Source organism: Pseudomonas sp. B21-059 (genome assembly GCF_026016285.1).
GTDB classification, from domain to species: domain Bacteria; phylum Pseudomonadota; class Gammaproteobacteria; order Pseudomonadales; family Pseudomonadaceae; genus Aquipseudomonas; species Aquipseudomonas danubii.
On the sequence record NZ_CP087201.1, the window covers coordinates 6,739,940 to 6,763,145 of the forward strand.

The following is a 23,206-nucleotide window of genomic DNA, read 5'->3' on the forward strand; positions in this document are numbered from 1 at the left end:
ATGAGCCGAATCCTTATCCGCAATGCCCGCCTGGTGAACGAAGGACGGGAGTTCGACGCCGACCTGCTGGTCAATCACGGGCGCATCGAGACCATCGGCAGCCTCGACCACCTCAGCGCCGAACTGGAAATCGACGCCCAGGGCCAATGGCTGCTGCCGGGGATGATCGACGACCAGGTGCACTTTCGCGATCCCGGCGCCCCGGAAAAAGGCAGCATCCATAGCGAGTCGCGCGCCGCAGTGGCCGGTGGCATCACCAGCTTCATGGACATGCCCAACACCTCGCCGGCGACCTTGACCCTGGCCGCCCTGGCCGACAAGAAACGCCGCGCAGCGATCACCTCGGTGGCCAACTACGGCTTTCACTTCGGCGTCAGCAACGACAACCTCGACACCGTCGCCGCCCTCGACCCCACCGAGGTCGCCGGGGTCAAGGTGTTCATGGGCGCCTCCACCGGCAACATGCTGGTGGACGATCCGCACGTGCTGGACCGGCTGTTTCGCCAGGTACCGACCCTCCTCCTGGCGCACTGCGAACACACCCCGAGCATCCAGCTCAAGCAACAACGCTGGCAGCAACTCTATGGCGAGCAGATTCCCGCCGCAGCTCACCCACGCATTCGCGACGCCGAGGCCTGCTACCGCTCCTCGTCCCTGGCGGTGGAACTGGCGAAGAAACACGGCACCCGCCTGCACGTCCTGCACCTGACCAGCGCCCGGGAACTGGCCCTGTTCGAGGACCGGCCCCTGGCCGAAAAGCGCATCACCGCCGAAGTCTGCCTGCACCACCTGCTGTTCGATGACCGCGACTACTCGCGTCTTGGCCACCTGATCAAATGCAACCCGGCGATCAAGACCCAGGCCGATCGCGACGCCTTGCGCCAGGCCCTCAACAGCCAGCGCCTGGACATCATCGGCAGTGACCACGCGCCCCACACCTGGGAACAGAAACAGCAGCCCTACACCCGTGCGCCCGCCGGACTGCCTCTGGTGCAGCACGCCTTGCCGGCCTTGCTGGAACTGGTGGCGGACCAGGTCCTGCCCCTGACCACCCTGGTGGCCAAGACCAGCCACCGGGTCGCCGACCTGTTCGCCATCCCCGACCGTGGCTACCTGCGCGAAGGCTACTGGGCCGACTTGGTGCTGATCCGTGCCGAGCCCGAGGGCCTGGCTGTGGACCGCCAGCCGATTCTTGCCCAATGCGGCTGGACGCCGTTTGCCGGCCAACGCTTTCGCCATGGCGTCGCCACCACCCTGGTCTCGGGTCAGCTCGCCTGGCACCAGGGGCGTCTGTACGACCACTGTCAGGGCCTGCCCCTGCGCTTCATCCGCTAATCCCCCAAGCCTGACCAAGGACCACCGAAGATGATCCGCATCACCCTGCCTGATGGCGCGTGCCGTGAGTACGACCAGCCGTTGTCCGTGTTCGAAGTGGCCGCCAGCATTGGCAGCGGCCTGGCCAAAGCCGCCGTGGCCGGACGGGTCGATGGCCGGCTGGTGGACTGTGACTACCTGTTGGACACCGACAGCCGCCTGAGCATCGTCACCGCGACCGATGCCGATGGCCTGGAAGTCCTGCGTCACTCCTGCGCCCACCTGCTGGCCATGGCGGTGAAGCAGCTGTATCCATCGGCCCAGGTCACCATCGGCCCGGTGATCGAGGACGGCTTCTTCTACGACTTCGCCTACGAGCGCCCTTTCACCCCCGAGGATCTGGAACTGATCGAGGCGCGCATGCACAGCCTTGCCGCCACCAATCACACCTTGCGCCGCCGCGAGCTGTCCCGGGAGCAGGCGCTGCAACACTTCGCCGACCAGGGCGAGCACTACAAGGTCGAGCTGATCCGCGACCTGCCCCCGGAGGCCGTGCTGTCGCTGTACCGCCAGGGCGATTTCGAAGACCTGTGCTGCGGCCCCCACGTGCGTACCACCGGCCAGTTGCGGGCCTTCAAGCTGACCAAGGTGGCCGGCGCCTATTGGCGCGGCGATGCCAGCAACGCGCCGTTGCAACGGATTTACGGCACCTGCTGGGCCACCCGCCAGGATCTGGACGCCTATCTGCTGCGCCAGGAACAGGCCGCCAAGCGCGACCACCGCAAGCTGGGGCAGCAACTGGACCTGTTCCACTTCGACGATTGCGCGCCGGGTTCGGTGTTCTGGCACGCCAAGGGCTGGACCCTGTTCAAGCTGTTGATCGGCTACATGCGCCAGCGCCAGGAACAGGCCGGCTACCAGGAAGTGAACACCCCGGACGTGATGGACCGCAGCCTCTGGGAAACCTCCGGGCACTGGCAGAACTACCGCGACCACATGTTCACCACCAGCACCGAGGACCAGCGCACCTTCGCCCTCAAGCCCATGAACTGCCCCGGCGCGGTGGCGATCTTCGGCCACGGCTTGAAGAGCTACCGCGACCTGCCCCTGCGCATCGCCGAATTCGGCAAGGTCCATCGCTACGAACCTTCAGGGGCACTGCACGGCTTGCTGCGGGTCCGCCACTTTACCCAGGACGACGCCCACATCTTCTGCACCCCGGAACAGATGCAAGACGAATGCGCCCGCACCATCGCCCTGGTGTTCGACATCTATAAGGAGTTCGGTTTCGAAGACGTGGCGGTGAAGCTCTCCACGCGCCCGGCCAATCGCATCGGCAGCGACGAGACCTGGGATCAGCTGGAAAGCGCCCTGGTCGGCGCCCTGCAAAGCATGCAGATCGACTATCGGCTCAACCCGGGAGAAGGCGCCTTCTACGGTCCGAAACTGGAGTTCGTGCTGCGCGACGCCATCGGCCGCGACTGGCAGTGCGGCACCCTGCAAGTGGATCTCAACCTCCCCGAGCGCTTCGCCATCAGCTACATCGCCGACAACGGCGAACGCCGGCAACCGGTGATGCTGCACCGCGCGCTGTTCGGTTCACTGGAGCGCTTCATCGGCATCCTCATCGAGCACCATGGCGGCGCCCTGCCCTTGTGGCTCGCGCCGCAGCAGGTGGTGGTGCTCAACATCAGCGAGGCTCAGGCGGACTATGCCTGGGAAATCAGCGAACGCCTGCGCCGAGAGGGGCTGCGGTCCAGTGCCGACCTGCGCAACGAAAAGATCGGCTACAAGATCCGTGAGCACAGCCTGCAGAAAGTGCCCTATCTGCTGGTGATCGGGGACAAGGAAAAAGCCGGAGGCTACGTCAGCCTGCGCAGCAGAAATGGCGAGGATCTGGGACAGCTGACGCTGGAGCAGGTAGTGGAACGGATTAGCTAGCCGGTGCCCGGGCTTGTCGGCGAGGGCCCTGGTCCAGGTGACTGGAGGGCCGCTTCGCCGGCAAGCGCAGCGGCCGTCGCTGCTACAGGGTTGGTCAGGAAGCGCGAGGTTTGACCGTGCCGCAGTCCTGGCCCAGCCATACGGCGCGGGTGTCCATGCTGCCTTTTTGCTGCAGGCCGGTGGCATTGAAGGTGCCAATCACGTTGGTGGTGAACTCGCGATCACTGATGAACTTGGCCACCCCGTTGCCCTGGGCCTTGGGACAACTGAAACGAAACTTCCATTGATTGCCGTTGCGCTCGGTGACCTGCTGCTGGCAACCCGATTGCGGGTCCTGCAGCGGAATGGTGTCGGATTTCACCTGGTCCGGCGTCAAGCACACCCGAATACCCTTGCCGCCCATGGTCACGCCCTGTTTCTCCAGCATCGCCCGTTGTTCCGGGGTCATCTGTTGCTGCAGTTGGCCAAGAATCAGCGACAAGTCCGGCAAGTTCTGGTCATCGACCTTCATGTTGCTGCTGGTCAGTTCCCACAAGCCCGGTTGCAGCATCTGCGCCTGCGCAGCCAGTGGTAGCGCCAATCCCGCCGCCAAGGCCCAACCCAGTAAACGAAGTTTCATCGAATGACTCCTAGACATTAGTGGCCGTTAGACTTCGGCCAAGGCACGGCGTTGCATGCAGAATAAAATAGCGACATTCGCTGTGGAACATGGTCTGTTAGGCATTGAATCTTCAGGAGCAAAGGTTGCCCCATGGATTATTTTGGCCCGCACATCTTCGGCTATCTCATCGCGCTGTTGCATTTTCTCGGGCTGATCGCCGCGATCCACGCGGTGCTGACCGTCAGGACCGCCCAAGGCGCCATTGCCTGGGCCCTGTCACTGATGTTCATGCCCTACCTGACCCTGATTCCCTACCTGGTGTTCGGCCGCAGCACCTTCGATGCCTACATCCAGGCCCGGCGCCAGGCCAACGTGGAAATGCACAAGGCCATCAATGAGCTGAACTGGCGGCCCTGGGTCGAAGAGGCGCTCACTGCCCGTGCCTCCCAGGCCTATGCCACGCTGCGGGCCATGCCCAAGCTGGGGCGCATGCCGTGCCTGGCCAACAATCAGGTGCGCCTGCTGGTCAACGGCGACGCCACCTTCGAAGCGATCTTCAATGCCATCCGCCGCTCCCACAAGGCGGTGCTGATCCAGTTCTTCATCATTCACGACGACGAGCTGGGCCGGCGCCTGCAACGCCTGCTGCTGGAAAAGGCCGCCGAAGGCGTCTCCATCCACTTGCTCTACGACCGCATCGGCAGCCATTCCCTGCCCGCCGCTTATGTGCAGACCCTGCGTGACGCCGGGGTCCAGGTGCATGCCTTCGCCACCCGCAGTGGCTGGCTCAACCGCTTCCAGGTGAACTTCCGCAATCACCGCAAGATTGTGGTGGTGGACGGCTTGCTGGGTTTTGTCGGCGGGCACAACGTCGGTGACGAATACCTGGGCAAGAAACCGCCCCTGGCGCCCTGGCGCGATACCCACGTGCAGGTCAGCGGTCCGGTGGTGGCCTGCCTGCAGGAGTCCTTTGCCGAAGACTGGTTCTGGGCGGCCCGGGAACTGCCGCCGCTGATCCTTCCGGACACCTACCCGGATGACGGCGTGCTCTGCCAATTGCTCGCCAGCGGCCCCGCCGATGCCTACGAAACATGCTCGCTGTTCTTCGTCGAAGCGATCCATGCCGCCACCGAACGGGTGTGGATCACCAGCCCGTATTTCATTCCCGATGAAGCGGTCTTCGCCGCCCTGCGCCTGGCCGTGCTGCGGGATGTGGACGTGCGCATCCTGCTGCCCTCGCGCCCGGACCATCGCATCGTCTACGCCGCCTCCAGCCTCTACGCCTTCGAGGCGGTGCGCGCCGGGGTCCGGGTCTTCCGTTATCAACCGGGGTTCCTGCATCAAAAGGTGGTGTTGATCGACAACGAGATCAGCGCCATTGGCAGCGCCAACCTGGACAACCGTTCGTTCCGCTTGAATTTCGAAGTGATGCTGCTGACCGTGGATGACGACTTCGCCACCGAGGTGGAGCAGATGCTGGAAGCCGACTTCGCCAAGGCCCGGGAAATCGCCCGGGAAGAAAGCCGCCAGACCCACCGCCTGCAACAACTGGGCATGCGGGTCGCGCGGCTGATTTCACCGATCCTGTAGGGAGCCACTCAGGGTCTGCAGCAAACGCTGCCGGGCCTAGGGGTGATAGAGGTCGTCCCGGGTCCAGGGCAACTCATGACTGCCATCGGCATGGGTCTTGACCGCGAGGATCTGGTGCAGATTGATCCAGCCCTTGGCAAACGCATAGGCGCAACCCGCCAGGTACAGCCGCCAGATCCGTAGCGCTTGCGGCGGCACCTGCTGGCCGGCCGCCTCCAGGTTGTCCTCCAGGCGCTCGCTCCAGTGATCCAGGGTGCGGGCGTAATGCAGGCGCAGGCTTTCGACATCGACGATTTCCAGCCCGGCCTCGCTGATTTGCGCCGAGATCATCGCCAGGTGCGGCAGCTCGCCATTGGGGAATACATACCGCTCGATGAAATCCCCGGCGCCCCGGCCCACGGGACGTCCGTCGGTGTGCTTGGCGGTGATGCCGTGGTTCATCACCAGGCCGCCCTCGCGCACCGCGTTGAACAGGGTCCGGCAGTATTCCGGCAGATTGGCATGGCCCACATGTTCGAACATGCCGACGCTGACCACCTTGTCGAAGCGGCCGTCCTGAGGCAGGTCGCGATAGTCCAGCAGCTGCAGCTCCACCAGATCGTCCAGGCCTTCGGCCCTGACCCGTTCACGGGCCAGGGCCAGTTGTTCCTTGCTCAAGGTGATGCCAAAGACCTTGGCGCCGAACTCGCGGGCAGCGTAACGGGCCAGCCCGCCCCAACCGCAACCGACATCCAGCAGGTAATCCCCGGTTGCAGGCGCAGCTTGCGGCACAGGTGGCGGAATTTGGCTTGCTGGGCCTGTTCCAGGGACTCGCTGCCGGTCTCGAAGTAGGCGCAGGAATAGGCCATGTCACTGTCGAGCCAGAGCTGATAGAAGGCGTTGGAAAGGTCGTAATGGTAGGAAATGGCCGCCGCGTCCGTGGCCTTGTCGTGCTGCGTGCGCACCGGCTGATCGTCGTCATCCTCATTCAGCAAGGCCTGGCTCAGCTCATCGCACACCCGGATGACTTCACTGATGGAGCCTTCGAGTTCCAGCTTGCCCTCGACAAAGGCGCCCCCCAGTGCGTCCAGGCTGGGATGGGTAAATTGCGCAACCAGCTGCGGGTCCTTGACCACGATGGTGACGCTGGGCTCCGGCCCAAGATTGAATTCATGGCCATCCCAGAGCCGCAGGCGCAAGGGTAATTGCAGATTCTGTAAGGCCGGTGGAAGTTGCGCGAGCATGAAAAATCCCCCCTGTTTCAGACGTCTGAAATGAGGGTAGACCATCTTGGAAAATTAGCTGGCTATCGAATTTCCAGCGGTTTTCCAGGACTCGCGGCGTACCACCAGGCCGTCTTCGACCCACTGTTTGAGCCAGGTAACGGCCTGCAACGGGGCCCCCTCAAGGTAAGTGACGGCCAGCTCGGCACAGAGTTCCGCGAAACTCCACTGCGCCTCGATCATGCCTCGCAACCCTTGGGCTTCTGCTGACGACAAGCTGCGATAGCGGCAGACCCGATCCACCCGCCATACCAGGCAAGGCTGCTCTTGTTCGAGTAAAGCACTCTCGGGGAAATCCGCCCGATCCTTGACCGCGCGCCACTGGGCGAGGCTGTTGTAACGGCAGTCCAGCCACTGCACACAAGGCGCCAGTTGCAGTTGCAGCAGCGGCCACTCTTCGGCGTCCAGGGCCGCCATGTCCGCCACCGTCAGCACCTGGGCCTCGGCGGCGTCGAAGGCCAGGGTGAACGCCCACTCCAGGCGCGCCAGTTCCGCCAGGGGCAGGCCCTGCTCCGGCACCAGATGGCCCTGGATGAACTCGGCGAAGCCCTGCCCCAACCAGCGCAGGCTGAAATGCCGGGAGGGAGATTGGCGTATATAAGCGCCGGCCAGTGACGCGAACTCCTCATCGCCGAGCCACTGCAGGATCGTCGGAAAGTCCGCCGCCATGACTTCCAGCAGCCGCGCCTGGTAGGCGTTGTGGTAAATCGCCAGACCGGTGGCGACACTCAGGGTCGGTCCGCCGATCAGGCTGTTGCCCAGCAGGCTGTCCGCCTGGGACTGCTCGGCCAGCAGGTAGCGTTCAAAGGCCAGTTGCCATTCGTTCAGGCGCATTCAAGCCTCCCGGACAGCGCCCGTTGCCCCAGCGCGCGAGCCTTGTGCAGTTCGCCGAGCAGTTCGCTCAACGGCGGAAAATGATCGTCACGCTCCAGCAGGGTCGCGACCGGCCCAAGGTGTTGCAGGGTGCGCTGATACAGCGCCCAGACCGGATCGCACACCGGCTGGTCATGGGTGTCGATCACGTAGTCGCCATGATCCTGATGCCCGGCCAGATGCAATTGCCGCACCCGTTGCGCCGGCAGCCCCTGGATGAACTGCCAGGGATCGAAACCGTGATTGCGTGAACTGACGTAGACGTTGTTCACGTCCAGCAACAGCTCGCAGCCACTGAGCTGGCTCAAGGCGGCCAGGAACTCCCACTCGCTGAACTGATCGGCGGCGGCGCGCACATAGCTGGAGACGTTCTCCAGCACCAGGGGACGCTCCAGCACCTCCTGCACCTGGCGCACCCGGCCCGCCACGTATTCCAGGCTTTCCTCGGTGTAGGGCAAGGGCAGCAGATCGTGCAGTTGATGAGCGTTGCCGCGGCTCCAGCACAGGTGATCGGAAATCCAGGCCGGCTCAACCCGCCGGGCCAGTTGCTTGAGTTGCTTGAGGTAGTCCAGGTCCAGGGCGTGGGGACCGCCGATGGACAACGACACCCCATGCATCACGATGGGGTAACGCTCGGCAATGGCGTCCAGGTAGTAAAGGGCCTTGCCGCCCTCGACCATGAAGTTCTCGGACACCACTTCAAACCAGTCGACGTCCGGTGCTTCATCGAGAATCTGCTGGTAGTAGGCGCTGCGCAAACCCAGGCCATAGCCCAGGCAGGAAGAAAGGTCAGACATAGCGAACTCCTCGCAAGGTGGCCGCAGTGGTCGTCAGTCCCACTGCGGCTGCACGGATTCGCCGCTTACTCGCCGACTTTGCCGCCGGCTTTTTCGCACTCCGACTGGGTCATCGCCTTGAAGCCCTGGCCTTTGCAAGCGCCCATGCCTTTGCAGGCGTGGTCTTTGGTCTTGCAGTCGTTCTGGCCTTTGCAGCCGTTGACGCCATAACAATGAACCTGGGCATCAGCTGCCGACGCCTGAGTGGCAACACCGGCAAACAGGGTGGCGGCAGCGAAAGCCAGGGCAGCACCAGCAGCGGTTTTCTTCATGTTCATTTTTTGTTCCTCAATAATCGCAGGGGACGACGGGAGGCGTGTGCAATCCCGTCATAGCACTAGAGAGAGGAAGCTCCCCGGCGTTACAGCCGGGATAAAAAAATTCTGCGCGGCGGCCTTTCGCCGGTAACCCGGCAGCTACAGGCTTCAGCAACGGTTCCTGAAACCGCAGCAGGTGCCGCGGGTCAGCAGCACACACACCGCAGCAGCCAGTACCTCGACAGCAAACAGAGCGATAAACGCCAGACGACCGGCGGGAATCCACGGGCTACCCAGTTCATGTGTTCCACGTGGAACCTTACTCATGACTGCGATCCGGATGCTTTGCTCGGCAGGCTCGGCGGACCATCCACCAGTACCCGGAACTGCGCGCCGATCAATACCGCCAGGCGCGCCGGCGCTGCGGATAACGCTGGGACAATGCGTTGCTGTATAAGCCATCGAGTGAATTTTTTGTCGCACGCCATGCCTTTTCATCTACGGCGTGCGTCGTAGTCTCTGTACGAACAGTTTTGAGACGAAGGTCAGGCAAGGCGAAAACGGTCGAGGAACGGCCAGGGTCGCGTTCGACTTTACGGGGTGTAAATGAGCATTCCGATCGGACTCGCGCACGAGACCGTTTTCAACGCAGCATCACCGAGTATCCAGGCTTTTCGTACAGAGCCCAGACACCACTGTGGCAGCCAGTTGCTCACGCAGAAACTTCTGATGTCAGCCCCTGGCATTTATGGCAATAATCCAGCCCTGCTCACCGCGTGCGACAAGGAACCGTCCCATCATGCTCTCGATTTACCAGCTCAAACCGCGCTTTCAAAACCTGCTGCGGCCGTTGGTGCAGCGCCTGTACGACAACGGCACCACGGCCAACCAGATCACCGTCCTGGCCGCCGTCATCTCACTCCTGGTCGGCACCGTCATCGCCCTGTTCGCCAGCCACACCTGGCTGTTCGCCCTGATTCCGCTGTGGATGATCCTGCGCATGGCGCTCAATGCCATCGACGGCATGCTGGCCCGGGAATTCGGCCAGCAATCGCGCCTGGGCGCCTACCTCAATGAACTGTGCGATGTGGTCGCCGACAGCGCCCTGATCCTGCCCTTCGCCCTGCTCCCGGGCGTCAGCCTGCTGCTGGTGCTGGCGGTGACCCTATTGGCGCTGTTCAGCGAATACGCCGGGGTGCTCGGGCCGATGGTCGGCGCCTCACGGCGCTACGACGGGCCCATGGGCAAAAGCGACCGGGCCTTCATCCTCGGCGTGCTGGCCACCGGCATCGCCCTGGGCTGGCTCGGCGCCCTGTGGATCAACGGCGTGTTGGCACTGGTCGCCGCACTGCTGGTCTACACCCTGATCAATCGGGTCCGCCAGGGCCTCAAAGAAGTTCAGCACAACGCTCCCTCTGCATAAGGAAATGGTAATGCGCGACGCTCAACACCAGACGTTCCGGACCCATGACGGCGTCGAACTGTTTTACCGCCACTGGCCGGCCACTGAAGTGTCCCCAGGCGAACCGCGGCAGGCGGTGATGCTGTTCCATCGCGGTCACGAACACTCCGGGCGCATTGCCCATCTGGTGGACGAGCTGAACCTGCCGCAGGTCGACTTCTTCGCCTGGGACGCCCGTGGCCACGGCCAATCGCCGGGCGCCCGGGGCGACAGCCCGAGCTTCGCCACCAGCGTGCGCGACGTGCAGACCTTCTGCGACCACCTGGGCAGCGCCCACGGCATCGACGAAGAAAACATCGCCGTGGTGGCTCAGAGCGTCGGTGCGGTGATCGCCTCCACCTGGGTCCACGACTACGCCCCACGGATTCGCTCCCTGGTGCTGGCCTCGCCGGCGTTCAAGGTCAAGTTGTACGTGCCTTTCGCCCGCCCGGGCCTGGCCCTGATGCGGCGCTTTCGCGGCAACTTCTTCGTCAACAGCTACGTCAAGGCGCGCTTCTTGAGCCACGACCCGGAACGGGTCCACAGCTACGACGCCGACCCGCTGATCACCAAGGCGATCTCGGTCAACGTGCTGCTGGGCCTGTATGAAGCAGCCGACCGGGTAGTAGCCGATGCCCAGGCCATTCAGGTGCCGACCCAACTGCTGATCTCCGGCTCGGACTTCGTGGTGCACCGCAAGCCCCAAGAGCAGTTCTTCGAACGCCTGGGCAGCCTGCACAAGGAAAAACACATCCTCCCGGGCTTCTTCCACGACACCCTGGGAGAAAAGAACCGCGCGCCGGCCATGGCCAGCATCCGCCGCTTCATCCTGCAGAACTTCGCCCGCCCGCTGAACCGCCCTGCCCTGCTGGACGCCGACCGCCTGGGCGTGACCTGCGCCGAGTCCGAAGCCCTGGCCGCGCCGCTGCCCCACAACTCCCTGCGCGACCTGTACTGGCGCGCCACCCGCGCCAGCATGCGCCTGGGCAGCCAGCTGTCGGCGGGGGTCAAGCTGGGCTTCGACACCGGCTTCGACTCCGGCAGCACCCTGGACTACGTCTACCGCAACCAACCCACCGGGCATTCCGCCCTGGGCCGGCTGATTGACCAGAACTACCTGAACTCCATCGGCTGGCGCGGCATTCGCCAGCGCAAGCTGCACGTGGAAGAGTTGCTGCGCCAGGCCATGGAAAAGCTCCGTGAGCAGGACAGCGAAGTGCGCATCGTCGACATCGCTGCCGGCCACGGCCGCTACATCCTCGAAGCCCTGCAAGGGGTCAGCCCGCTGCCGGAATCGATCCTGCTGCGCGACTACAGCGACATCAACGTGCGCGACGGCAGTGCCCTGATCCAGGAAAAGGGCCTGGGTGACATCGCGCGCTTCGTCAAAGGCAACGCCTTCGACCGTGAGGACCTCGCCGCCCTTGATCCCAAGCCGACCCTGGCGGTGGTCTCCGGGCTCTATGAACTGTTCGCCGACAACCAGATGGTCGGCGGTTCCCTGGCGGGGCTGGCCAGCGCCGTGGAACCCGGCGGCTACCTGGTGTACACAGGCCAGCCGTGGCACCCGCAACTGGAACTGATCGCCCGCGCCCTGACCAGCCACCGCGAAGGCCAAGCCTGGGTCATGCGCCGCCGCACCCAGGCGGAAATGGATCAGCTGGTGGAGGCCGCGGGCTTTCGCAAGATCACCATGCGCGTGGATGAGTGGGGGATCTTCAGCGTGTCCCTGGCGCAACGGGTGCAATGATGAGCGCAGGCGCCTTGCCAGCGCGGGAGCCAGGCCTGCTGAAACCGGCGGTGCTCTGGCTGCTGCTCTTGGCACCGCTGTTCTTCAGCACCTACGGCTTCGCCACCTGGGTCACCGCGCAACGGGACGACGTCGGCAGTCTGGTCTTCGACTGGGAGCGGCATATGCCGTTCTGGGCCTGGACCATCGTGCCCTACTGGTCCATCGACCTGCTCTACGGCTTCTCCCTGCTGCTGCCGCGCAGCCGGGACGAGCTCAAGCGCCACGCCCTGCGCCTGCTCACCGCCCAGGTGATCGCGGTCAGTTGCTTCCTGCTCTGGCCGCTGCGCTTCACCTTTGCCCGACCAGAGCTGGACGGGGTGTTCGGCTGGCTGTTCGAGGTGCTGGCCGGCTTCGACAAACCCTTCAACCAGGCCCCTTCCCTGCACATCGCGCTGCTGGTGGTGCTATGGGTCTGCTACGCCCGGCATAGCCAGGGCTTCTGGCGCTGGCTGGTGCATGGCTGGTTCGGCTTGATCGGGGTGTCGGTGCTCACCACTTATCAACACCACTTTGTCGATGTGCCTACCGGCGCCCTGGCCGGCTGGCTGTGTGTCTGGCTGTGGCCGCTGGATCGCCCCAGCCCGCTGTTCAGCGCACAGCGGGCCCAAGACCCGCGGCGCCGCCAACTGGCCTGGCGCTACGCCCTGGGCGCGGCGCTATTGGCGGTGGCCGCCTTCACCTGGGGCGGCACCGGGCTGTGGTTGATCTGGCCCGCCGTGGCGCTGTTGCTGGTGGCCCTGAACTACGCGCTGCTCGGCGCCGCAGGGTTCCAGAAACGCGAGGACGGACGCTTGAGCCCCGCCGCCCGCTGGTTGCTGGCGCCCTATCTGGCGGCAGCCTGGATCAACTCGCGGCTGTGGACGAAAAAACATCCACAGCCGGATCAGGTTGTGGATAACGTCTGGCTCGGCCGCCTGCCCACCCCAGCCGAGCTCAAGGACAGCCCCTTTGTCGCGGTGCTCGACCTGTGCGCCGAGCTGTCCCTGGACCGCCGTGGCTTGCAGGCCTACAAGAGCCTGCCGGTACTGGACCTGTGTGCCCTCAGCCCCGAGCAGTGCCTGGCTGCGGCGCAAGCCGTTGAACGCCTGCGCCAGCAAGGCCCGCTGCTGGTGTGCTGCGCCCTGGGCTATTCCCGCAGTGCCACGGCCATTGCCGCCTGGCTGCTGCACAGCGGCCGCGCCGCCACCGTGGACGCGGCCATCGTGCAGATCCAGCGGGCACGCCCGCAGATCGTCCTGCAAGCGGCCCATCGGCAGGCGCTGGAAACCCTGATCAGTAGCAAGAGAGCGGCCCATGTCCAGTGAGATGCAGCTCTACAGCGTCGCCAGCCTGCTGCGCCGGGGCCGGGCCCTGGATCAGTTATCCACAGGCCTGACCCTGCTGGGCGCCCTGTATGGCCTGGGCCAGTACCTGCTGGCCAGTGTCAGCCTGGGAGGCTTGATCGTCAGCCTCGCCCTGGTGCTGCTGGGGCTGGTGGAAAAGTACCTGGCGCTGCGCGTGGCCTTCGACGCCGACCTGTTTCAGCGCGTGGCCGATGGCCCCGCGTCCCTCGAACACAGCACCCAGGCCCTGGATCAGGCCCTGAGCGCCCTCGGCCTGCAACCTGCGCAGCGCGGCGGCCGGCCCTGGAACGAACGCAGCCGCGGTGCCCTGGGCCTGCTGCGCCGCCAGGCGTTGCTGCTGGCGGCACAAGTGCTGGTGCTGTTGAGCTTGATCCTGGCCAGCCCCTGGCTGACCTTCGCCGGATAAGGAATGCCCATGTTCGAACCCCTGGTTGCCAACCTCATCACCTCCGCCGCCCGCAGCATCACTGGCGCCCGCAGCCTGTGGCTCGGCTCCGCGCCGCGACCGGTGCAGCGGATCTACTTCGCCAACCACAGCAGCCACGGCGACTTCGTGCTGCTCTGGGCCTCGCTGCCGCCGGCCCTGCGCAAACTGACCCGGCCCGTGGCCGGTGCCGACTACTGGCACAAAAGCGCCCTGCGCCGCTACATCATCAACCGGGTGTTCAACGGCGTGCTGATCGACCGCGAGCGCAAGGAGGCTGTGGATAACAATCCGCTGCAGCCGATGCTCGATGCCCTGGACAACGGCGACTCGCTGATCATCTTTCCGGAGGGCACGCGCAACCTGGAAGACGGCCTGCTGCCGTTCAAGAGCGGGATCTACCACCTGGCCAAACGTTATCCACAGGTGGAGGTGATTCCGGTGTGGATCGCTAACCTCAACCGGGTCATGCCCAAGGGTCGCTTCCTGCCCCTGCCCCTGCTGTGCACCACCAGCTTCGGTGCGCCACTGACCCTGGAAGAGGATGAAAGCAAGGAACACTTTCTCGAACGCAGCCGCGCCGCGCTGCTGGCCATGGCTCCGGAGCACAGCTGAAATGGATAAGCAGACCCTGATGTTGTTCGGCGGCATCGGCGCCATTCTGGTGCTGGCCTCGCTGATCGGTTTCATCCTCAAGTGGCGCACCCGCGGCGCGCCCAACCCGGTGATCGACAACCTCAATGCGCGGATCAATGCCTGGTGGGTGATGGTGCTGGTGATCGGCATCGCCTTCTGGCTCGGCACGGCGGCGGTGATCCTGCTGTTCTACGCGGTGTCGTTCTACGCCCTGCGTGAATTCCTCACCCTGACCCCCACACGGCGCAGCGACTACCCGGCCCTGGTGGCGGCCTTCTACCTGGCCCTGCCCCTGCAGTACCTGCTGATCTACTCCGACTGGTACGGATTGTTCTCGATCTTCATCCCGGTCTACGTCTTCCTGCTGCTGCCGATCCTGGCGTCCCTGGGGGGCGACAGCACGCACTTTCTGGAACGCGCCTCCAAGGTTCAGTGGGGACTGATGATCGCGGTGTTCTGCGTGTCCTTCGTGCCGGCCCTGCTGACCCTGGACATCGCCGGCTACGAAGGCCGCAACCTGTTGCTGATCGCCTATCTGGTGATCGTGGTGCAGCTCTCGGATGTGCTGCAGTACGTCTGTGGAAAACTCTTCGGCAAACGCAAGATCGCCCCCAACCTGTCACCGTCCAAGACCGTCGAGGGCTTTGTCGGCGGCATCCTCCTGGCGTCCTTGATCGGCGGCGCGCTGTTCTGGATCACCCCGTTCAACATCTGGCAGTCGTTCCTGATCGCCCTACTGATCAACCTGCTGGGCTTTGCCGGCGGCATCGTCATGTCGGCGATCAAGCGCGACCGCGGGGTCAAGGACTGGGGACACATGATCGAGGGCCACGGCGGCATGCTCGATCGCCTGGATTCGGTGTGCTTCGCCGCGCCGATCTTCTTCCACCTGGTGCGCTACTGGTGGACCTGAGACAGGTCCACCAGTAGCGGGTTTGCGCCCGCTACGCGGTCATGCGCGAACAAACGCCCCGGCCAGCGCTGTTGATCACCCCGGTAGATGCCCCAATGGCAGGGGCCCCGGGGTTTTCACCGTATGAATGGCGAAGTTACTGCGGATGTCGCTGACCCCGGGGATCTTCAGCAAGTGGCCAGTGAGGAAACGGTCGTAACCGCGCAGATCCGGGACCACCACCTGCAGCAGGAAGTCCGATTCGCCGGAGACCAGGAACGCCGAGATCACTTCCGGCAACTGCAACACCGCCTGGCGGAAGGCTTCGGCCTCGGCGTCGTTGTGCCGTTCCACCTTGACCCCGACGAACACCGTCAGCCCCAGCCCCACTTCATCCCGGTCCAGGGTCGCCTGGTAGCCACGGATCACCCCCGCCTCCTCCAGCATGCGCACCCGGCGCAAACAGGGTGACGGCGACAGGCCGATCTCCTCGGCCAGTTGCACATTGCTCAGGCGGCCGTCGCGCTGCAGGGCGGCGAGGATCTTGCGGTCGTAGGCATCGAGTTTCATGTTTGGCATATCCGGATGGTCATTCCATTGAAAGCTGGAACATTATGCCAATTTTCACCGCCTTGCTGGTTGATTACGCAAGCACCTGCCCGCCCCTGTGGCCCTAAACTGGGCACACCGACTCGACAACGAATGGGGGTGCAAGGTGGCGCAACTGTGGATGTATTTCCTGGCTCTGGCGGTGGTCTACCTGCTGCCCGGACCTGACATGATCCTGCTGCTGCAGACCGGTGCCCGCCAGGGCAAGGCCCAGGCGCTGGCCACGGCCCTGGGGCTGGCTGTCTCCCGCGGCTGTCATGTGGCCCTGGCCGCCCTGGGCCTGGCGGCGCTGTTCAAGGCCGCCCCCTGGACCTTCGACGTGGTACGCCTGGCGGGCGCCGCCTACCTGCTGTGGATCGGTATCCAGTGCCTGCGGGCCAACCTCCTGCCCAACCTCGACAGCGCCGGCACGGCGGCCACGCCCCTGCGCTGGCGCCAGGCGATCCAGCGCGGCCTGCTGACCAACCTGCTGAACCCCAAGGCATTGCTGTTCTGCTCGGTGCTGCTGCCGCAGTTCATCGATCCCCAGGCGGGTGCGGTAGCCCCCCAATTCGTCACCCTGGGTGTGTTGCTGGTGGCGGTGGGAGGGCTGTTCGACTGCTGCTACGCCCTGGCCGGCGCCGGGCTGGGCCGCTGGATGCAGCGCAGCCCCTCGGCGCAACGTTTGCAGCAATGGCTGTTCGGCAGCCTGCTGATCGGCTTTGCCTTGCGCCTGACATTCGTCCAGCAGGCCTGACGAGCCCAAGGATCGCCGCCACTTCGATCTCTGCTACACCGATCTCTGTAGCCGCTGCTGAGCCATAGCGAAGCTGCGAAAAGGCCCAAAGGGCCTTGCCTGGCAATCTCCCGACAGCATGCGCACGCCCCAACAATCGCCGCGACCGCTGCGTCGGAGTGCCGCCCAGCTCGTTCGCAGCCTGCGGCAGCGGCTACAGGTCTTTTTTAGGCCTTTTGGACGCGGCGGCGCCACAGCCAATAGGCAGCCCCGAGCACCACGCCGGCCCCCGCCCCCGTCGCCAGCTTGTGCTCGCTCATCGCCGTGCGCGAGGCCGACAGCCACTGGGTCAGGTAGCGCTTGTTGGCGCTGCCGAAGTCCGGCTCCTGGCAGTTCATGCCAAAGTTGCCGGCCCACTCCACAAAGGGACCGTTTTCCACGTAGCGCCGGTAGTAGGTGATCTCCGCATCGCTGCCCCGGGTCCAGCGCGCCGCCTTGCACAGCACCGCGGCATAGGCCTGGCTGGTGTGAGGCAGGAAGTCCGCGGCCTGGTTGCCCAGCTCCCCGGCCAGGTAGCGGTAGTGGTAACGCACGTCGGGCGCGGCGGTGGTGGCTTGCTGACGCTGCACTTCATCGGCGCTGACAAAGGGCCCGGCCTGCACTGGCGGGATCTCCAGGCTGTAGCTGCCCCAGAGGCTGTGATAGTCCGGGCCCATTTCGTAACCCAGGATCTCCATGCCCGAGGCACGGGCCAGCTTGCCGGCCTGGTAATAGGCCTCGGCCCGGCGCGTGGGCAACCAGGCCGACTCGGCGCTGCGCCGGTACTCACCGTAAGCCTTGGCGATGGCCTGGCGCTCCGGGCTGTCGAAGTAGCCCCAACCCTCTTCGTAGCGGCCTTCGCGCAGCAGGCGCCGGCCGAGCAATTCGCGCACCTGGGCGGCAATCGGCAGGGTTTCGTAGTAGGCGTCCGGCTGCTTGGGCGTCGGCGGCGGTGCGGGTACCTGGGTATCGACGAACTGCTTGAGTTCATCCAGGGTCAGCACCCGCTCCGCCACAGTGGCTGCGTCGTGCCAGTAGATGTCGCCGCTGCGGTAGAGCAGCTCGAAGGCTTGCACGTAGTCGCCACGATCCAGGGCCAGCAAGGCGCTTTCACCCTCTACCCGGCAACCGGGCTTGAGGTCTTCATAGTTACCGTCATAGTCGCCGCGAAAGCCCCAGCTCTCGTCTCGGGGGAAGGCCGCGGCGGCCTTGGCGTATGCGGCGGCAGCAGCCACCTTGTCGCCATCACGTAGGGCCATCTTGGCCCGCAGCCACCAGGCCAGGCCGCCATCGCCGGCATGCTCCAGCAACTGCTGGGCGGTGGCGAAATCGCCATTCTGGTAATTCAGCGCCGCCAGCCGGTCGGCGTTGTCGAAGCTGCCCGCAGTGCCCTGGCTCAGCAGCTTGATCAGTTTCACCTCCGACTCGGGCCGCTCGCCAAAGGACCAGGCCTGGTGCGAGATCAAGGAGGCGGTGAGCAAGCGGGCTACGGAAGGATGCTTGAGCTGCTCCAGCAATTGCGCGTCCGGCAGGCCGCTCAGTTCGCCCACCACCTGCTTCAGGGAGCTGTAGCCGACCTCCGAACCCAGCTGGTTCTGGATGGCATACAGATCGATAGCCTGGCTCCAGTCGTTCTGATCCTTGAGGATGCGGGCCTCCTCCCCCAGGCTGGCGACGCCCAGGCTCAAGGGGTCGCTGAAGGCGTCGATGCTCAGCTGACGGGTCTGGGCGAACGCCTGACGCGCCGACTGGCGCATGTCGCGCCGGCCCTGATCGTCCAGCTCGTTGGCTTGCTCGCTGATAAAGGACAGGGCCCGCCCCAGGGAATAGGCCGCCCAGGTACTGCGCAGGGCGCGTTGCTCGGCGGGCAGCGCCAGCACCTTGCGGAAATACTCCGCCGCCAACTCATGATCCCCGGCGCTGAAGGCCACGGCGCCCGCGGTGTAGAGGTTGATCTCCAGCGGCAGGCTGGCCCCTTGTTGCTCCGCTACGCGTGCGTCATTGAGCTTGCGCAGCTGGCCGACCAGGGTTTGCTGAGCCTGGTCCAGCCCTTGCTGTTCGGCCCAGTTACGCTCTTGCACCGAATAGCTGTCAGGCAGGCTGTAATCGACACTGAAGCCATTCTTGGCGACGGGCATGAGCCCGACGATGGGCTGACCCAGGCGGCTGATCTCGAACTGGAAACTGCCTTCGGGCAGCTGCGCCAGCGTCTGTGGGCGGTCGTCCAGCAGGCGCATGGGGAAAGTCGGTCCGCAGGCCAGGGCCGGAGCCAGGGGCAGGCACAGGCTCAGGCACAGCAGGTGACGAGATCTAGGGACGAACATGCGCAGCTCCTTGGTCAATTTTTGTACAGCGGGCCCAGCCCACGGCGCGGCTGGCGCCTGCGGCCAGGCGGCCGCTCTGTTGCCGGGTCAACCGCAGTTGGCCGTCGCGCAGCTGCGCGGCATAGCCGCCCAGCCCGTCGAATCCGTCGCATTGGGCAACGGCCAGGGTCAGTTGTTCAGGCAAGGGCTGATCGAGGTTGCCCGCGTTGCTCAAGCGGATGTCGAACAGGCCGTCCTGTTCCTCCAGGCGGATGCCCAGTTCGCCGGCCAGGGTATCGCCCCGGGCCACCGCCCGCAGGGTCTCCAGGCTCCAGGCCCGCACATCGCCCTTGAGGGGCAGGCGAAACCAGATCAGGCCGGCCAGATGCGGCGGCGGGTCGTTGCGCAGAGTTCTGGCCAACTGGCTCAGTTGCTCGGGGTCAGCCATCAGCTCCTGGCGCTGACCGCGCCGTCGCAGCGGCGCCTCGCTTTCCACCAGGGGCGCGCCTTCGGCAGCGGGGAGCAAGGCGACGCCGTAGGCGGGCAAGGCCAGATAGAAGGGTTTGTCGCTGATGCGCGCCCAACGCCTGGCCCACTGTTCGGCTTGTCGTGGGTCGAACAGGCCCTGCCGAGGATCACTCACGGCGTGCACCTGCAGCACGCTGCTGTCGACCTTGGCCAGCAGGCCCGGCAACTCGCGGCTGTCGAGCCAGGCCGGCAAGGCGGTGATGCTCAGGGCCAGGTGGCTCGGCAGTACAGCCCGCAAGCGCTCAAGCAGCTTGGCGTAAGCGGCCAATCGCGCGCTGCCGGCATCGTGGTCGATCTCGATCCCGGTCAGGGTCAGGCCCTGCTCCTGCCAGTCCGTCAGCAGTTGCTGGACCTGACGAATGATCTCGTCCTGATCCAGGGACGGCAGTTGCCCGTCGAGGCGGATCACCGCGATCAACGGCCGGGCATCCTGCTTGAGCAAGCCGGCGTCGATCCGCGCACGGCTCCAGCCAGCCTGTGGAAAAGCCTGCAGGGCCAGGACCCGGGCTGTGGAAAAGTCGGCCCGGGAACCGGCCAGGGCTTCGGCGTGGGCGGGCGTCCACTGCCGTTGCCAGATGTAGAGTTGTTGATCCAGAGGGGGGACGTCTTCGTGGCGGCAGGCGCTGAGCAGCACCGAGCAAAGCAATAGGGCGAAGAGGCGGAGCAAGACCCGGGGCAGCATGAATCGTTGATTCCCTTTAACGCAACAAAGCCCCGGCGTGCCGGGCGCTCTGCAGATGATCAACCTTGAGATCGCGCCAGCCTACGCAGGGCCGCGGCTGGCGGCAATCGCTGGCGAGGACTTTTTTCTGCAGGCGCCCAGGGCCCGTTACAAGCCCCGCAGGGACAGGGCTGCCGGCCGCCGCACCAGCCGCTCCACGGTAAAGCGCCACACGCGCTCAGCCCCCTGAAAGGTGCTGACCAGCGGGCCGTCTAAGATGATCTCGGTGCGCCCACTGAGTTGCAGCAACTCGCCACTGTGAAAGTCGATGAACAGCAAACCCGCCCGGGGATTGAGCAGCAGGTTGCCCAAGGTATTGAAATGCAGGTTGCCGGCGAAATCCGGGATGGTCAGGCAGTTGCCTTCGACCCGAACGAACCCGGCCGGGCCGCCACGATGGGAGACATCTACCGCACGCTGGCCCTCCACATCGACATAGCTGGAGACGAAGAAGGTATCGGCGGCGCCGATCAGGGCCCGGGCCGCCGGGTCTAGGTCCTGTCGGTGCTGGGCCGGGCGGCTGGCCGGATCGCTCAAGGGCACCCGTTGCAGATCGCGCAACTGGATGTAGCGCGGGCAGTTGCCAAACGACTGCTGCACCCTGAGGCAAAAGCCTCGGCTATCGAGCTCACCGATACGACCGTTGAGACGATTGCGTCGCCGGGTATGCAGTTCGATCCCCAACAGGCCCAGGGCCGCACCTTCCTGCAACTGCAGCGGATCATCGGCGGCCGGCAGGCTGGCAAGGCGCAGCAGGTTGGCTTGCGGGGCCTGGGCAAAACCGGGCGGACCTTCAAGCAGGCTCGCCCAGGGATCGCCGTGGGCATCCACCGCGCCCACCAGGATGAACGGCAGTTGTCCGAAAAACTGCTGGTGCTGCTCGGGCATGGCCGGACGGATGACTTTGGCGCCGAAGGCTTCCATGCGCTCGGCCACCCCAGCCTGGATCTGCAATTGCCGTTCGCCGGCATGCCAAGGTGAATGCGTGCTCATGTGGTGGCCTCCGCAGAGTGGCTCTTCAGGCGCTTTTCAAACCCGCCGCCGTGGATGGCATGGGGACAAAGCCGGGCAAGGCTTCAATACGCTGCAGCCAGGCCCGTACATGGGGGTAAGCGTCCAGGGACACGTTGCCTTCCGGGGCATGGGCGATGTAGCTGTAGCCCGCGACATCGGCAATGGTCGCCTGCTGCCCTACCAGGAAGGGCCGGCTCGCCAGCTCCTGATCCATGATCTTGAGCAGCGCGTGGGCACGGGCGATGACTTCCTCGGCATTGAACGAGGCGCCAAACACCGTGATCAACCGCGCCGCCGCCGGTCCAAAGGCGATCTGCCCCGCCGCCACCGACAGCCAGCGCTGCACCTGGGCCGCGCCCACCGGATCGCTGGGCAACCAGCGGCCCTGACCATAACGCTGGGCCAGATACACCAGGATCGCATTGGAATCGGCCAGCACCACGCCCTGGACATCGATCACCGGCACTTGGCCAAAGACGTTGAGGGCGAGGAAGTCCGCCTGCTTGTGGGCCCCCTTGGCCAGGTCGACAAAGATGGTTTCGCTGGGCAGGTCCAGCAGGGACAGCATCAGCTCGACCCGATGGGCATGCCCGGAACGGGGAAAGTTGTAGAACTTGATCGGCAGCAGGGACATGGTCGACTCCGCGAACGAGGCGCGGTCGAAGTGCCGCGCTGGGAGCCCCATCTTGATCCCTGGGAAAAAACAACAGAATCACCAGAAATCGCAATCCATCCTTTCATCCAGCGCAATAACGCTAATCAAGGATTGAGCGATGGATGCTCACGCAGGGCCTGTACGGCGAAGTCGACAAAGCTGCGCACCCGCGCCGGCGCCTTGCGCCCGCCCTGGTACACCACATGGATCGGCAAGGGCGCCAGCTCGAAGGCCTGGAGGACAATTTCCAACTGCCCCGCCGCGACCTGGTCGGCGACCTGATAGGACAGCACCCGGGTCAGGCCCAACCCCAGACAGGCAGCACTGATGGCTGCCTGGTTGGCACTCACCAGCAACCGCGGCTCGGGCCGAATGCTCAGGGGCCGACCGGCATCGTTGAACTGCCAGTTGCGCGCCTGGCCCACGGACGACGGCGCGATCACCGGCGCCTGGCGCAGGTCATCGGGATGCTGGGGACGGCCGTGGACGGCAAGAAACTCCGGCGCGGCGCAGACAACGCGGCGCACTTCGCCGACTCGGACGCTGTGCTGGCCACTGTCGGGCAACTCACCAATGCGTATCGCCACGTCGATGCCCTCCTCCACCATGCTCGCCACCCGGTCCAGCAGCAGGGCGTTGACCTTGACCTGTGGATAACGTTGCAGGTAGCGCACCAGCAGCGGAGTGACGAAAAGATCGCCAAACAGCACCGGCGCAGTCAGGGTCAATTGGCCCCGGGGCTGGGCGTGGATGCCGGCGGCCGAAGCCTCGGCGTCCTGGACCTCGGCCAGAATGCGCCGGCAATCCTCCAGATAGCCTTGCCCGGCTTCACTCAGGTGCACGCTGCGAGTGGTGCGGATCAACAACTGAGTACCGATGCGCTGCTCCAGCGCGGCGACGGCTCGGGTCACACTGGCGGCCGACAGACTCAGGCGCCGAGCGGCAGCAGCGAAGCCTTGCTCCTGAGCGACGCAAACGAACACCTGCATTTCCTGGAACCTGTCCATGCCCTACCTCAGCTGCCGGCGCCTGCCCGGTGAGCGCCGCGAGCCAGCAGCATAATCCAGGGCTCCGGCTTCAGGGGATACACCAGGTGCCGACATCGTGCCGATCGAATCCCGGGCACGGGTTGTTCTTGGCAATCAGCCGGTAGGGCTGATCTTCGGCGTAGGAAAAATAGAAGTAGTAGTGCCGATCTTCCCCGTACAGCCAATAGGAAGAAGAACCCTGATTAATCAGGGTCGGCTCGAAGGTCCAGATGGAGGATTCGGCGGGAATGAAGTTGGCCCGATCCTTCAGCAGCAACAGGCTGTTGGACAGCACCGGGGTCAGCCCGCCCAGCAGCAGGACAATCAGCATCAGGACCAGCGTCCATCCATAAATCAAACGCAGCTTCATAGGTTTTCCACAGCTCAATAAA

21 protein-coding genes and 2 pseudogenes are annotated in these 23,206 nt (G+C 64.8%); 10 read left to right on the top strand and 13 right to left on the bottom strand.

The window, feature by feature from the left end:
• Complete coding sequence (locus LOY69_RS30135; RefSeq protein WP_265073957.1) at positions 1-1,335, top strand: dihydroorotase; 1,335 nt, start codon at positions 1-3, stop codon at positions 1,333-1,335.
• A gap of 30 nt (positions 1,336-1,365) precedes the next feature.
• Positions 1,366-3,255 (top strand): threonine--tRNA ligase, encoded by a 1,890-nt coding sequence (thrS, locus tag LOY69_RS30140; RefSeq protein ID WP_265073958.1) that lies wholly within the window; start codon positions 1,366-1,368, stop codon positions 3,253-3,255.
• A 94-nt stretch (positions 3,256-3,349) separates the two neighbouring features.
• Here the strand turns inward: thrS and LOY69_RS30145 are convergent, their stop codons facing one another.
• On the bottom strand, positions 3,350-3,874 hold the full coding sequence (locus LOY69_RS30145) for a DUF3617 domain-containing protein (RefSeq protein WP_102862392.1): 525 nt from the start codon (positions 3,872-3,874) through the stop codon (positions 3,350-3,352).
• A gap of 132 nt (positions 3,875-4,006) precedes the next feature.
• Here LOY69_RS30145 and cls point away from each other — a divergent pair, with 132 nt between their 5' ends.
• Positions 4,007-5,446 carry a cardiolipin synthase gene (cls, locus tag LOY69_RS30150; protein WP_102881371.1) on the top strand — a complete coding sequence of 480 codons (1,440 nt, stop codon included), beginning with the start codon at positions 4,007-4,009 and terminating at the stop codon, positions 5,444-5,446.
• A gap of 36 nt (positions 5,447-5,482) precedes the next feature.
• Here cls and cfaB read toward each other — a convergent pair.
• The 5 genes and pseudogenes from cfaB to LOY69_RS30175 all read right to left on the bottom strand — a co-directional run bounded on the left by cfaB (position 5,483) and on the right by LOY69_RS30175 (position 9,001).
• Positions 5,483-6,669 (bottom strand): annotated as a pseudogene (gene cfaB, locus LOY69_RS30155) (C17 cyclopropane fatty acid synthase CfaB).
• A 54-nt stretch (positions 6,670-6,723) separates the two neighbouring features.
• Positions 6,724-7,542 carry a DNA-binding domain-containing protein gene (locus LOY69_RS30160; protein ID WP_265073959.1) on the bottom strand — a complete coding sequence of 273 codons (819 nt, stop codon included), beginning with the start codon at positions 7,540-7,542 and terminating at the stop codon, positions 6,724-6,726.
• On the bottom strand, positions 7,533-8,378 hold the full coding sequence (locus LOY69_RS30165) for a DUF692 domain-containing protein (RefSeq protein ID WP_102862396.1): 846 nt from the start codon (positions 8,376-8,378) through the stop codon (positions 7,533-7,535). The genes LOY69_RS30160 and LOY69_RS30165 overlap by 10 nt, the downstream gene beginning before the upstream one ends.
• Positions 8,379-8,443: 65 nt before the next feature.
• Positions 8,444-8,695, bottom strand: a complete 252-nt coding sequence (locus LOY69_RS30170) for a hypothetical protein (protein WP_102862397.1) — start codon at positions 8,693-8,695, stop codon at positions 8,444-8,446.
• Positions 8,696-8,842: 147 nt separating this feature from the next.
• Positions 8,843-9,001 (bottom strand): hypothetical protein, encoded by a 159-nt coding sequence (locus tag LOY69_RS30175; protein WP_185021130.1) that lies wholly within the window; start codon positions 8,999-9,001, stop codon positions 8,843-8,845.
• A gap of 472 nt (positions 9,002-9,473) precedes the next feature.
• On the opposite strand from LOY69_RS30175, the gene LOY69_RS30180 reads away from it, so the two are divergent.
• From LOY69_RS30180 to LOY69_RS30205, 6 genes are read left to right on the top strand one after another with little or no spacing between them, the layout of a single operon-like run.
• Positions 9,474-10,097, top strand: a complete 624-nt coding sequence (locus tag LOY69_RS30180) for a CDP-alcohol phosphatidyltransferase family protein (protein ID WP_102881374.1) — start codon at positions 9,474-9,476, stop codon at positions 10,095-10,097.
• A gap of 10 nt (positions 10,098-10,107) precedes the next feature.
• Positions 10,108-11,865: a bifunctional alpha/beta hydrolase/class I SAM-dependent methyltransferase gene (locus tag LOY69_RS30185; protein ID WP_213664481.1), complete on the top strand. Its 1,758-nt coding sequence runs from the start codon at positions 10,108-10,110 to the stop codon at positions 11,863-11,865.
• Complete coding sequence (locus LOY69_RS30190; RefSeq protein ID WP_265073960.1) at positions 11,865-13,211, top strand: phosphatase PAP2/dual specificity phosphatase family protein; 1,347 nt, start codon at positions 11,865-11,867, stop codon at positions 13,209-13,211. Before LOY69_RS30185 ends, LOY69_RS30190 begins: the two co-directional genes overlap by 1 nt.
• Positions 13,201-13,656 (top strand): hypothetical protein, encoded by a 456-nt coding sequence (locus tag LOY69_RS30195; protein WP_102881376.1) that lies wholly within the window; start codon positions 13,201-13,203, stop codon positions 13,654-13,656. Before LOY69_RS30190 ends, LOY69_RS30195 begins: the two co-directional genes overlap by 11 nt.
• A 9-nt stretch (positions 13,657-13,665) precedes the next feature.
• Positions 13,666-14,289: a lysophospholipid acyltransferase family protein gene (locus tag LOY69_RS30200; RefSeq protein ID WP_102881377.1), complete on the top strand. Its 624-nt coding sequence runs from the start codon at positions 13,666-13,668 to the stop codon at positions 14,287-14,289.
• 1 nt (position 14,290) lies between these two features.
• Entirely contained in the window at positions 14,291-15,223 is a 933-nt protein-coding gene (locus tag LOY69_RS30205; RefSeq protein WP_102881378.1) for a phosphatidate cytidylyltransferase, read from the top strand.
• A gap of 75 nt (positions 15,224-15,298) precedes the next feature.
• On the opposite strand, the gene LOY69_RS30210 is transcribed toward LOY69_RS30205, so the two are convergent.
• Positions 15,299-15,772 carry an Lrp/AsnC family transcriptional regulator gene (locus LOY69_RS30210; RefSeq protein ID WP_011064366.1) on the bottom strand — a complete coding sequence of 158 codons (474 nt, stop codon included), beginning with the start codon at positions 15,770-15,772 and terminating at the stop codon, positions 15,299-15,301.
• A gap of 160 nt (positions 15,773-15,932) precedes the next feature.
• Here LOY69_RS30210 and LOY69_RS30215 point away from each other — a divergent pair, with 160 nt between their 5' ends.
• Positions 15,933-16,547, top strand: a complete 615-nt coding sequence (locus LOY69_RS30215) for a LysE family translocator (protein WP_222933553.1) — start codon at positions 15,933-15,935, stop codon at positions 16,545-16,547.
• 206 nt (positions 16,548-16,753) lie between these two features.
• On the opposite strand, the gene LOY69_RS30220 is transcribed toward LOY69_RS30215, so the two are convergent.
• The 6 genes and pseudogenes from LOY69_RS30220 to LOY69_RS30245 form a co-directional block, all read right to left on the bottom strand.
• The gene (locus LOY69_RS30220) at positions 16,754-18,889 is read right to left on the bottom strand and encodes a hypothetical protein (RefSeq protein WP_265073961.1); all 2,136 of its coding nucleotides are present in this window, start codon (positions 18,887-18,889) and stop codon (positions 16,754-16,756) included.
• Entirely contained in the window at positions 18,876-20,078 is a 1,203-nt protein-coding gene (locus LOY69_RS30225) for a DUF3142 domain-containing protein (RefSeq protein ID WP_265073962.1), read from the bottom strand. Before LOY69_RS30225 ends, LOY69_RS30220 begins: the two co-directional genes overlap by 14 nt.
• Positions 20,079-20,234: 156 nt before the next feature.
• Positions 20,235-21,110 (bottom strand): annotated as a pseudogene (locus LOY69_RS30230) (pyridoxamine 5'-phosphate oxidase family protein); the annotation flags it as partial.
• Positions 21,111-21,135: 25 nt separating this feature from the next.
• A complete protein-coding gene (locus tag LOY69_RS30235; protein ID WP_265073963.1) occupies positions 21,136-21,765 on the bottom strand; it encodes a glutathione S-transferase family protein in 630 nt (209 codons plus the stop codon).
• A 125-nt stretch (positions 21,766-21,890) separates the two neighbouring features.
• Complete coding sequence (locus tag LOY69_RS30240) at positions 21,891-22,793, bottom strand: LysR family transcriptional regulator (protein ID WP_253129045.1); 903 nt, start codon at positions 22,791-22,793, stop codon at positions 21,891-21,893.
• A 70-nt stretch (positions 22,794-22,863) separates the two neighbouring features.
• Positions 22,864-23,184, bottom strand: a complete 321-nt coding sequence (locus tag LOY69_RS30245; RefSeq protein ID WP_253163585.1) for a hypothetical protein — start codon at positions 23,182-23,184, stop codon at positions 22,864-22,866.
• Positions 23,185-23,206: the final 22 nt, after the last annotated feature.

What these genes read in the sequence shown, in the direction of transcription:
- LOY69_RS30135 (WP_265073957.1), top strand. Translation starts at nt 1, where the DNA reads ATGAGCCGAATCCTTATCCGCAATGCCCGCCTGGTGAACGAAGGACGG.
- thrS (WP_265073958.1), top strand. Translation starts at nt 1,366, where the DNA reads ATGATCCGCATCACCCTGCCTGATGGCGCGTGCCGTGAGTACGACCAG.
- LOY69_RS30145 (WP_102862392.1), bottom strand. Translation starts at nt 3,874, where the DNA reads ATGAAACTTCGTTTACTGGGTTGGGCCTTGGCGGCGGGATTGGCGCTA.
- cls (WP_102881371.1), top strand. Translation starts at nt 4,007, where the DNA reads ATGGATTATTTTGGCCCGCACATCTTCGGCTATCTCATCGCGCTGTTG.
- LOY69_RS30160 (WP_265073959.1), bottom strand. Translation starts at nt 7,542, where the DNA reads ATGCGCCTGAACGAATGGCAACTGGCCTTTGAACGCTACCTGCTGGCC.
- LOY69_RS30165 (WP_102862396.1), bottom strand. Translation starts at nt 8,378, where the DNA reads ATGTCTGACCTTTCTTCCTGCCTGGGCTATGGCCTGGGTTTGCGCAGC.
- LOY69_RS30170 (WP_102862397.1), bottom strand. Translation starts at nt 8,695, where the DNA reads ATGAACATGAAGAAAACCGCTGCTGGTGCTGCCCTGGCTTTCGCTGCC.
- LOY69_RS30175 (WP_185021130.1), bottom strand. Translation starts at nt 9,001, where the DNA reads ATGAGTAAGGTTCCACGTGGAACACATGAACTGGGTAGCCCGTGGATT.
- LOY69_RS30180 (WP_102881374.1), top strand. Translation starts at nt 9,474, where the DNA reads ATGCTCTCGATTTACCAGCTCAAACCGCGCTTTCAAAACCTGCTGCGG.
- LOY69_RS30185 (WP_213664481.1), top strand. Translation starts at nt 10,108, where the DNA reads ATGCGCGACGCTCAACACCAGACGTTCCGGACCCATGACGGCGTCGAA.
- LOY69_RS30190 (WP_265073960.1), top strand. Translation starts at nt 11,865, where the DNA reads ATGAGCGCAGGCGCCTTGCCAGCGCGGGAGCCAGGCCTGCTGAAACCG.
- LOY69_RS30195 (WP_102881376.1), top strand. Translation starts at nt 13,201, where the DNA reads ATGTCCAGTGAGATGCAGCTCTACAGCGTCGCCAGCCTGCTGCGCCGG.
- LOY69_RS30200 (WP_102881377.1), top strand. Translation starts at nt 13,666, where the DNA reads ATGTTCGAACCCCTGGTTGCCAACCTCATCACCTCCGCCGCCCGCAGC.
- LOY69_RS30205 (WP_102881378.1), top strand. Translation starts at nt 14,291, where the DNA reads ATGGATAAGCAGACCCTGATGTTGTTCGGCGGCATCGGCGCCATTCTG.
- LOY69_RS30210 (WP_011064366.1), bottom strand. Translation starts at nt 15,772, where the DNA reads ATGAAACTCGATGCCTACGACCGCAAGATCCTCGCCGCCCTGCAGCGC.
- LOY69_RS30215 (WP_222933553.1), top strand. Translation starts at nt 15,933, where the DNA reads ATGTATTTCCTGGCTCTGGCGGTGGTCTACCTGCTGCCCGGACCTGAC.
- LOY69_RS30220 (WP_265073961.1), bottom strand. Translation starts at nt 18,889, where the DNA reads ATGTTCGTCCCTAGATCTCGTCACCTGCTGTGCCTGAGCCTGTGCCTG.
- LOY69_RS30225 (WP_265073962.1), bottom strand. Translation starts at nt 20,078, where the DNA reads ATGCTGCCCCGGGTCTTGCTCCGCCTCTTCGCCCTATTGCTTTGCTCG.
- LOY69_RS30235 (WP_265073963.1), bottom strand. Translation starts at nt 21,765, where the DNA reads ATGTCCCTGCTGCCGATCAAGTTCTACAACTTTCCCCGTTCCGGGCAT.
- LOY69_RS30240 (WP_253129045.1), bottom strand. Translation starts at nt 22,793, where the DNA reads ATGGACAGGTTCCAGGAAATGCAGGTGTTCGTTTGCGTCGCTCAGGAG.
- LOY69_RS30245 (WP_253163585.1), bottom strand. Translation starts at nt 23,184, where the DNA reads ATGAAGCTGCGTTTGATTTATGGATGGACGCTGGTCCTGATGCTGATT.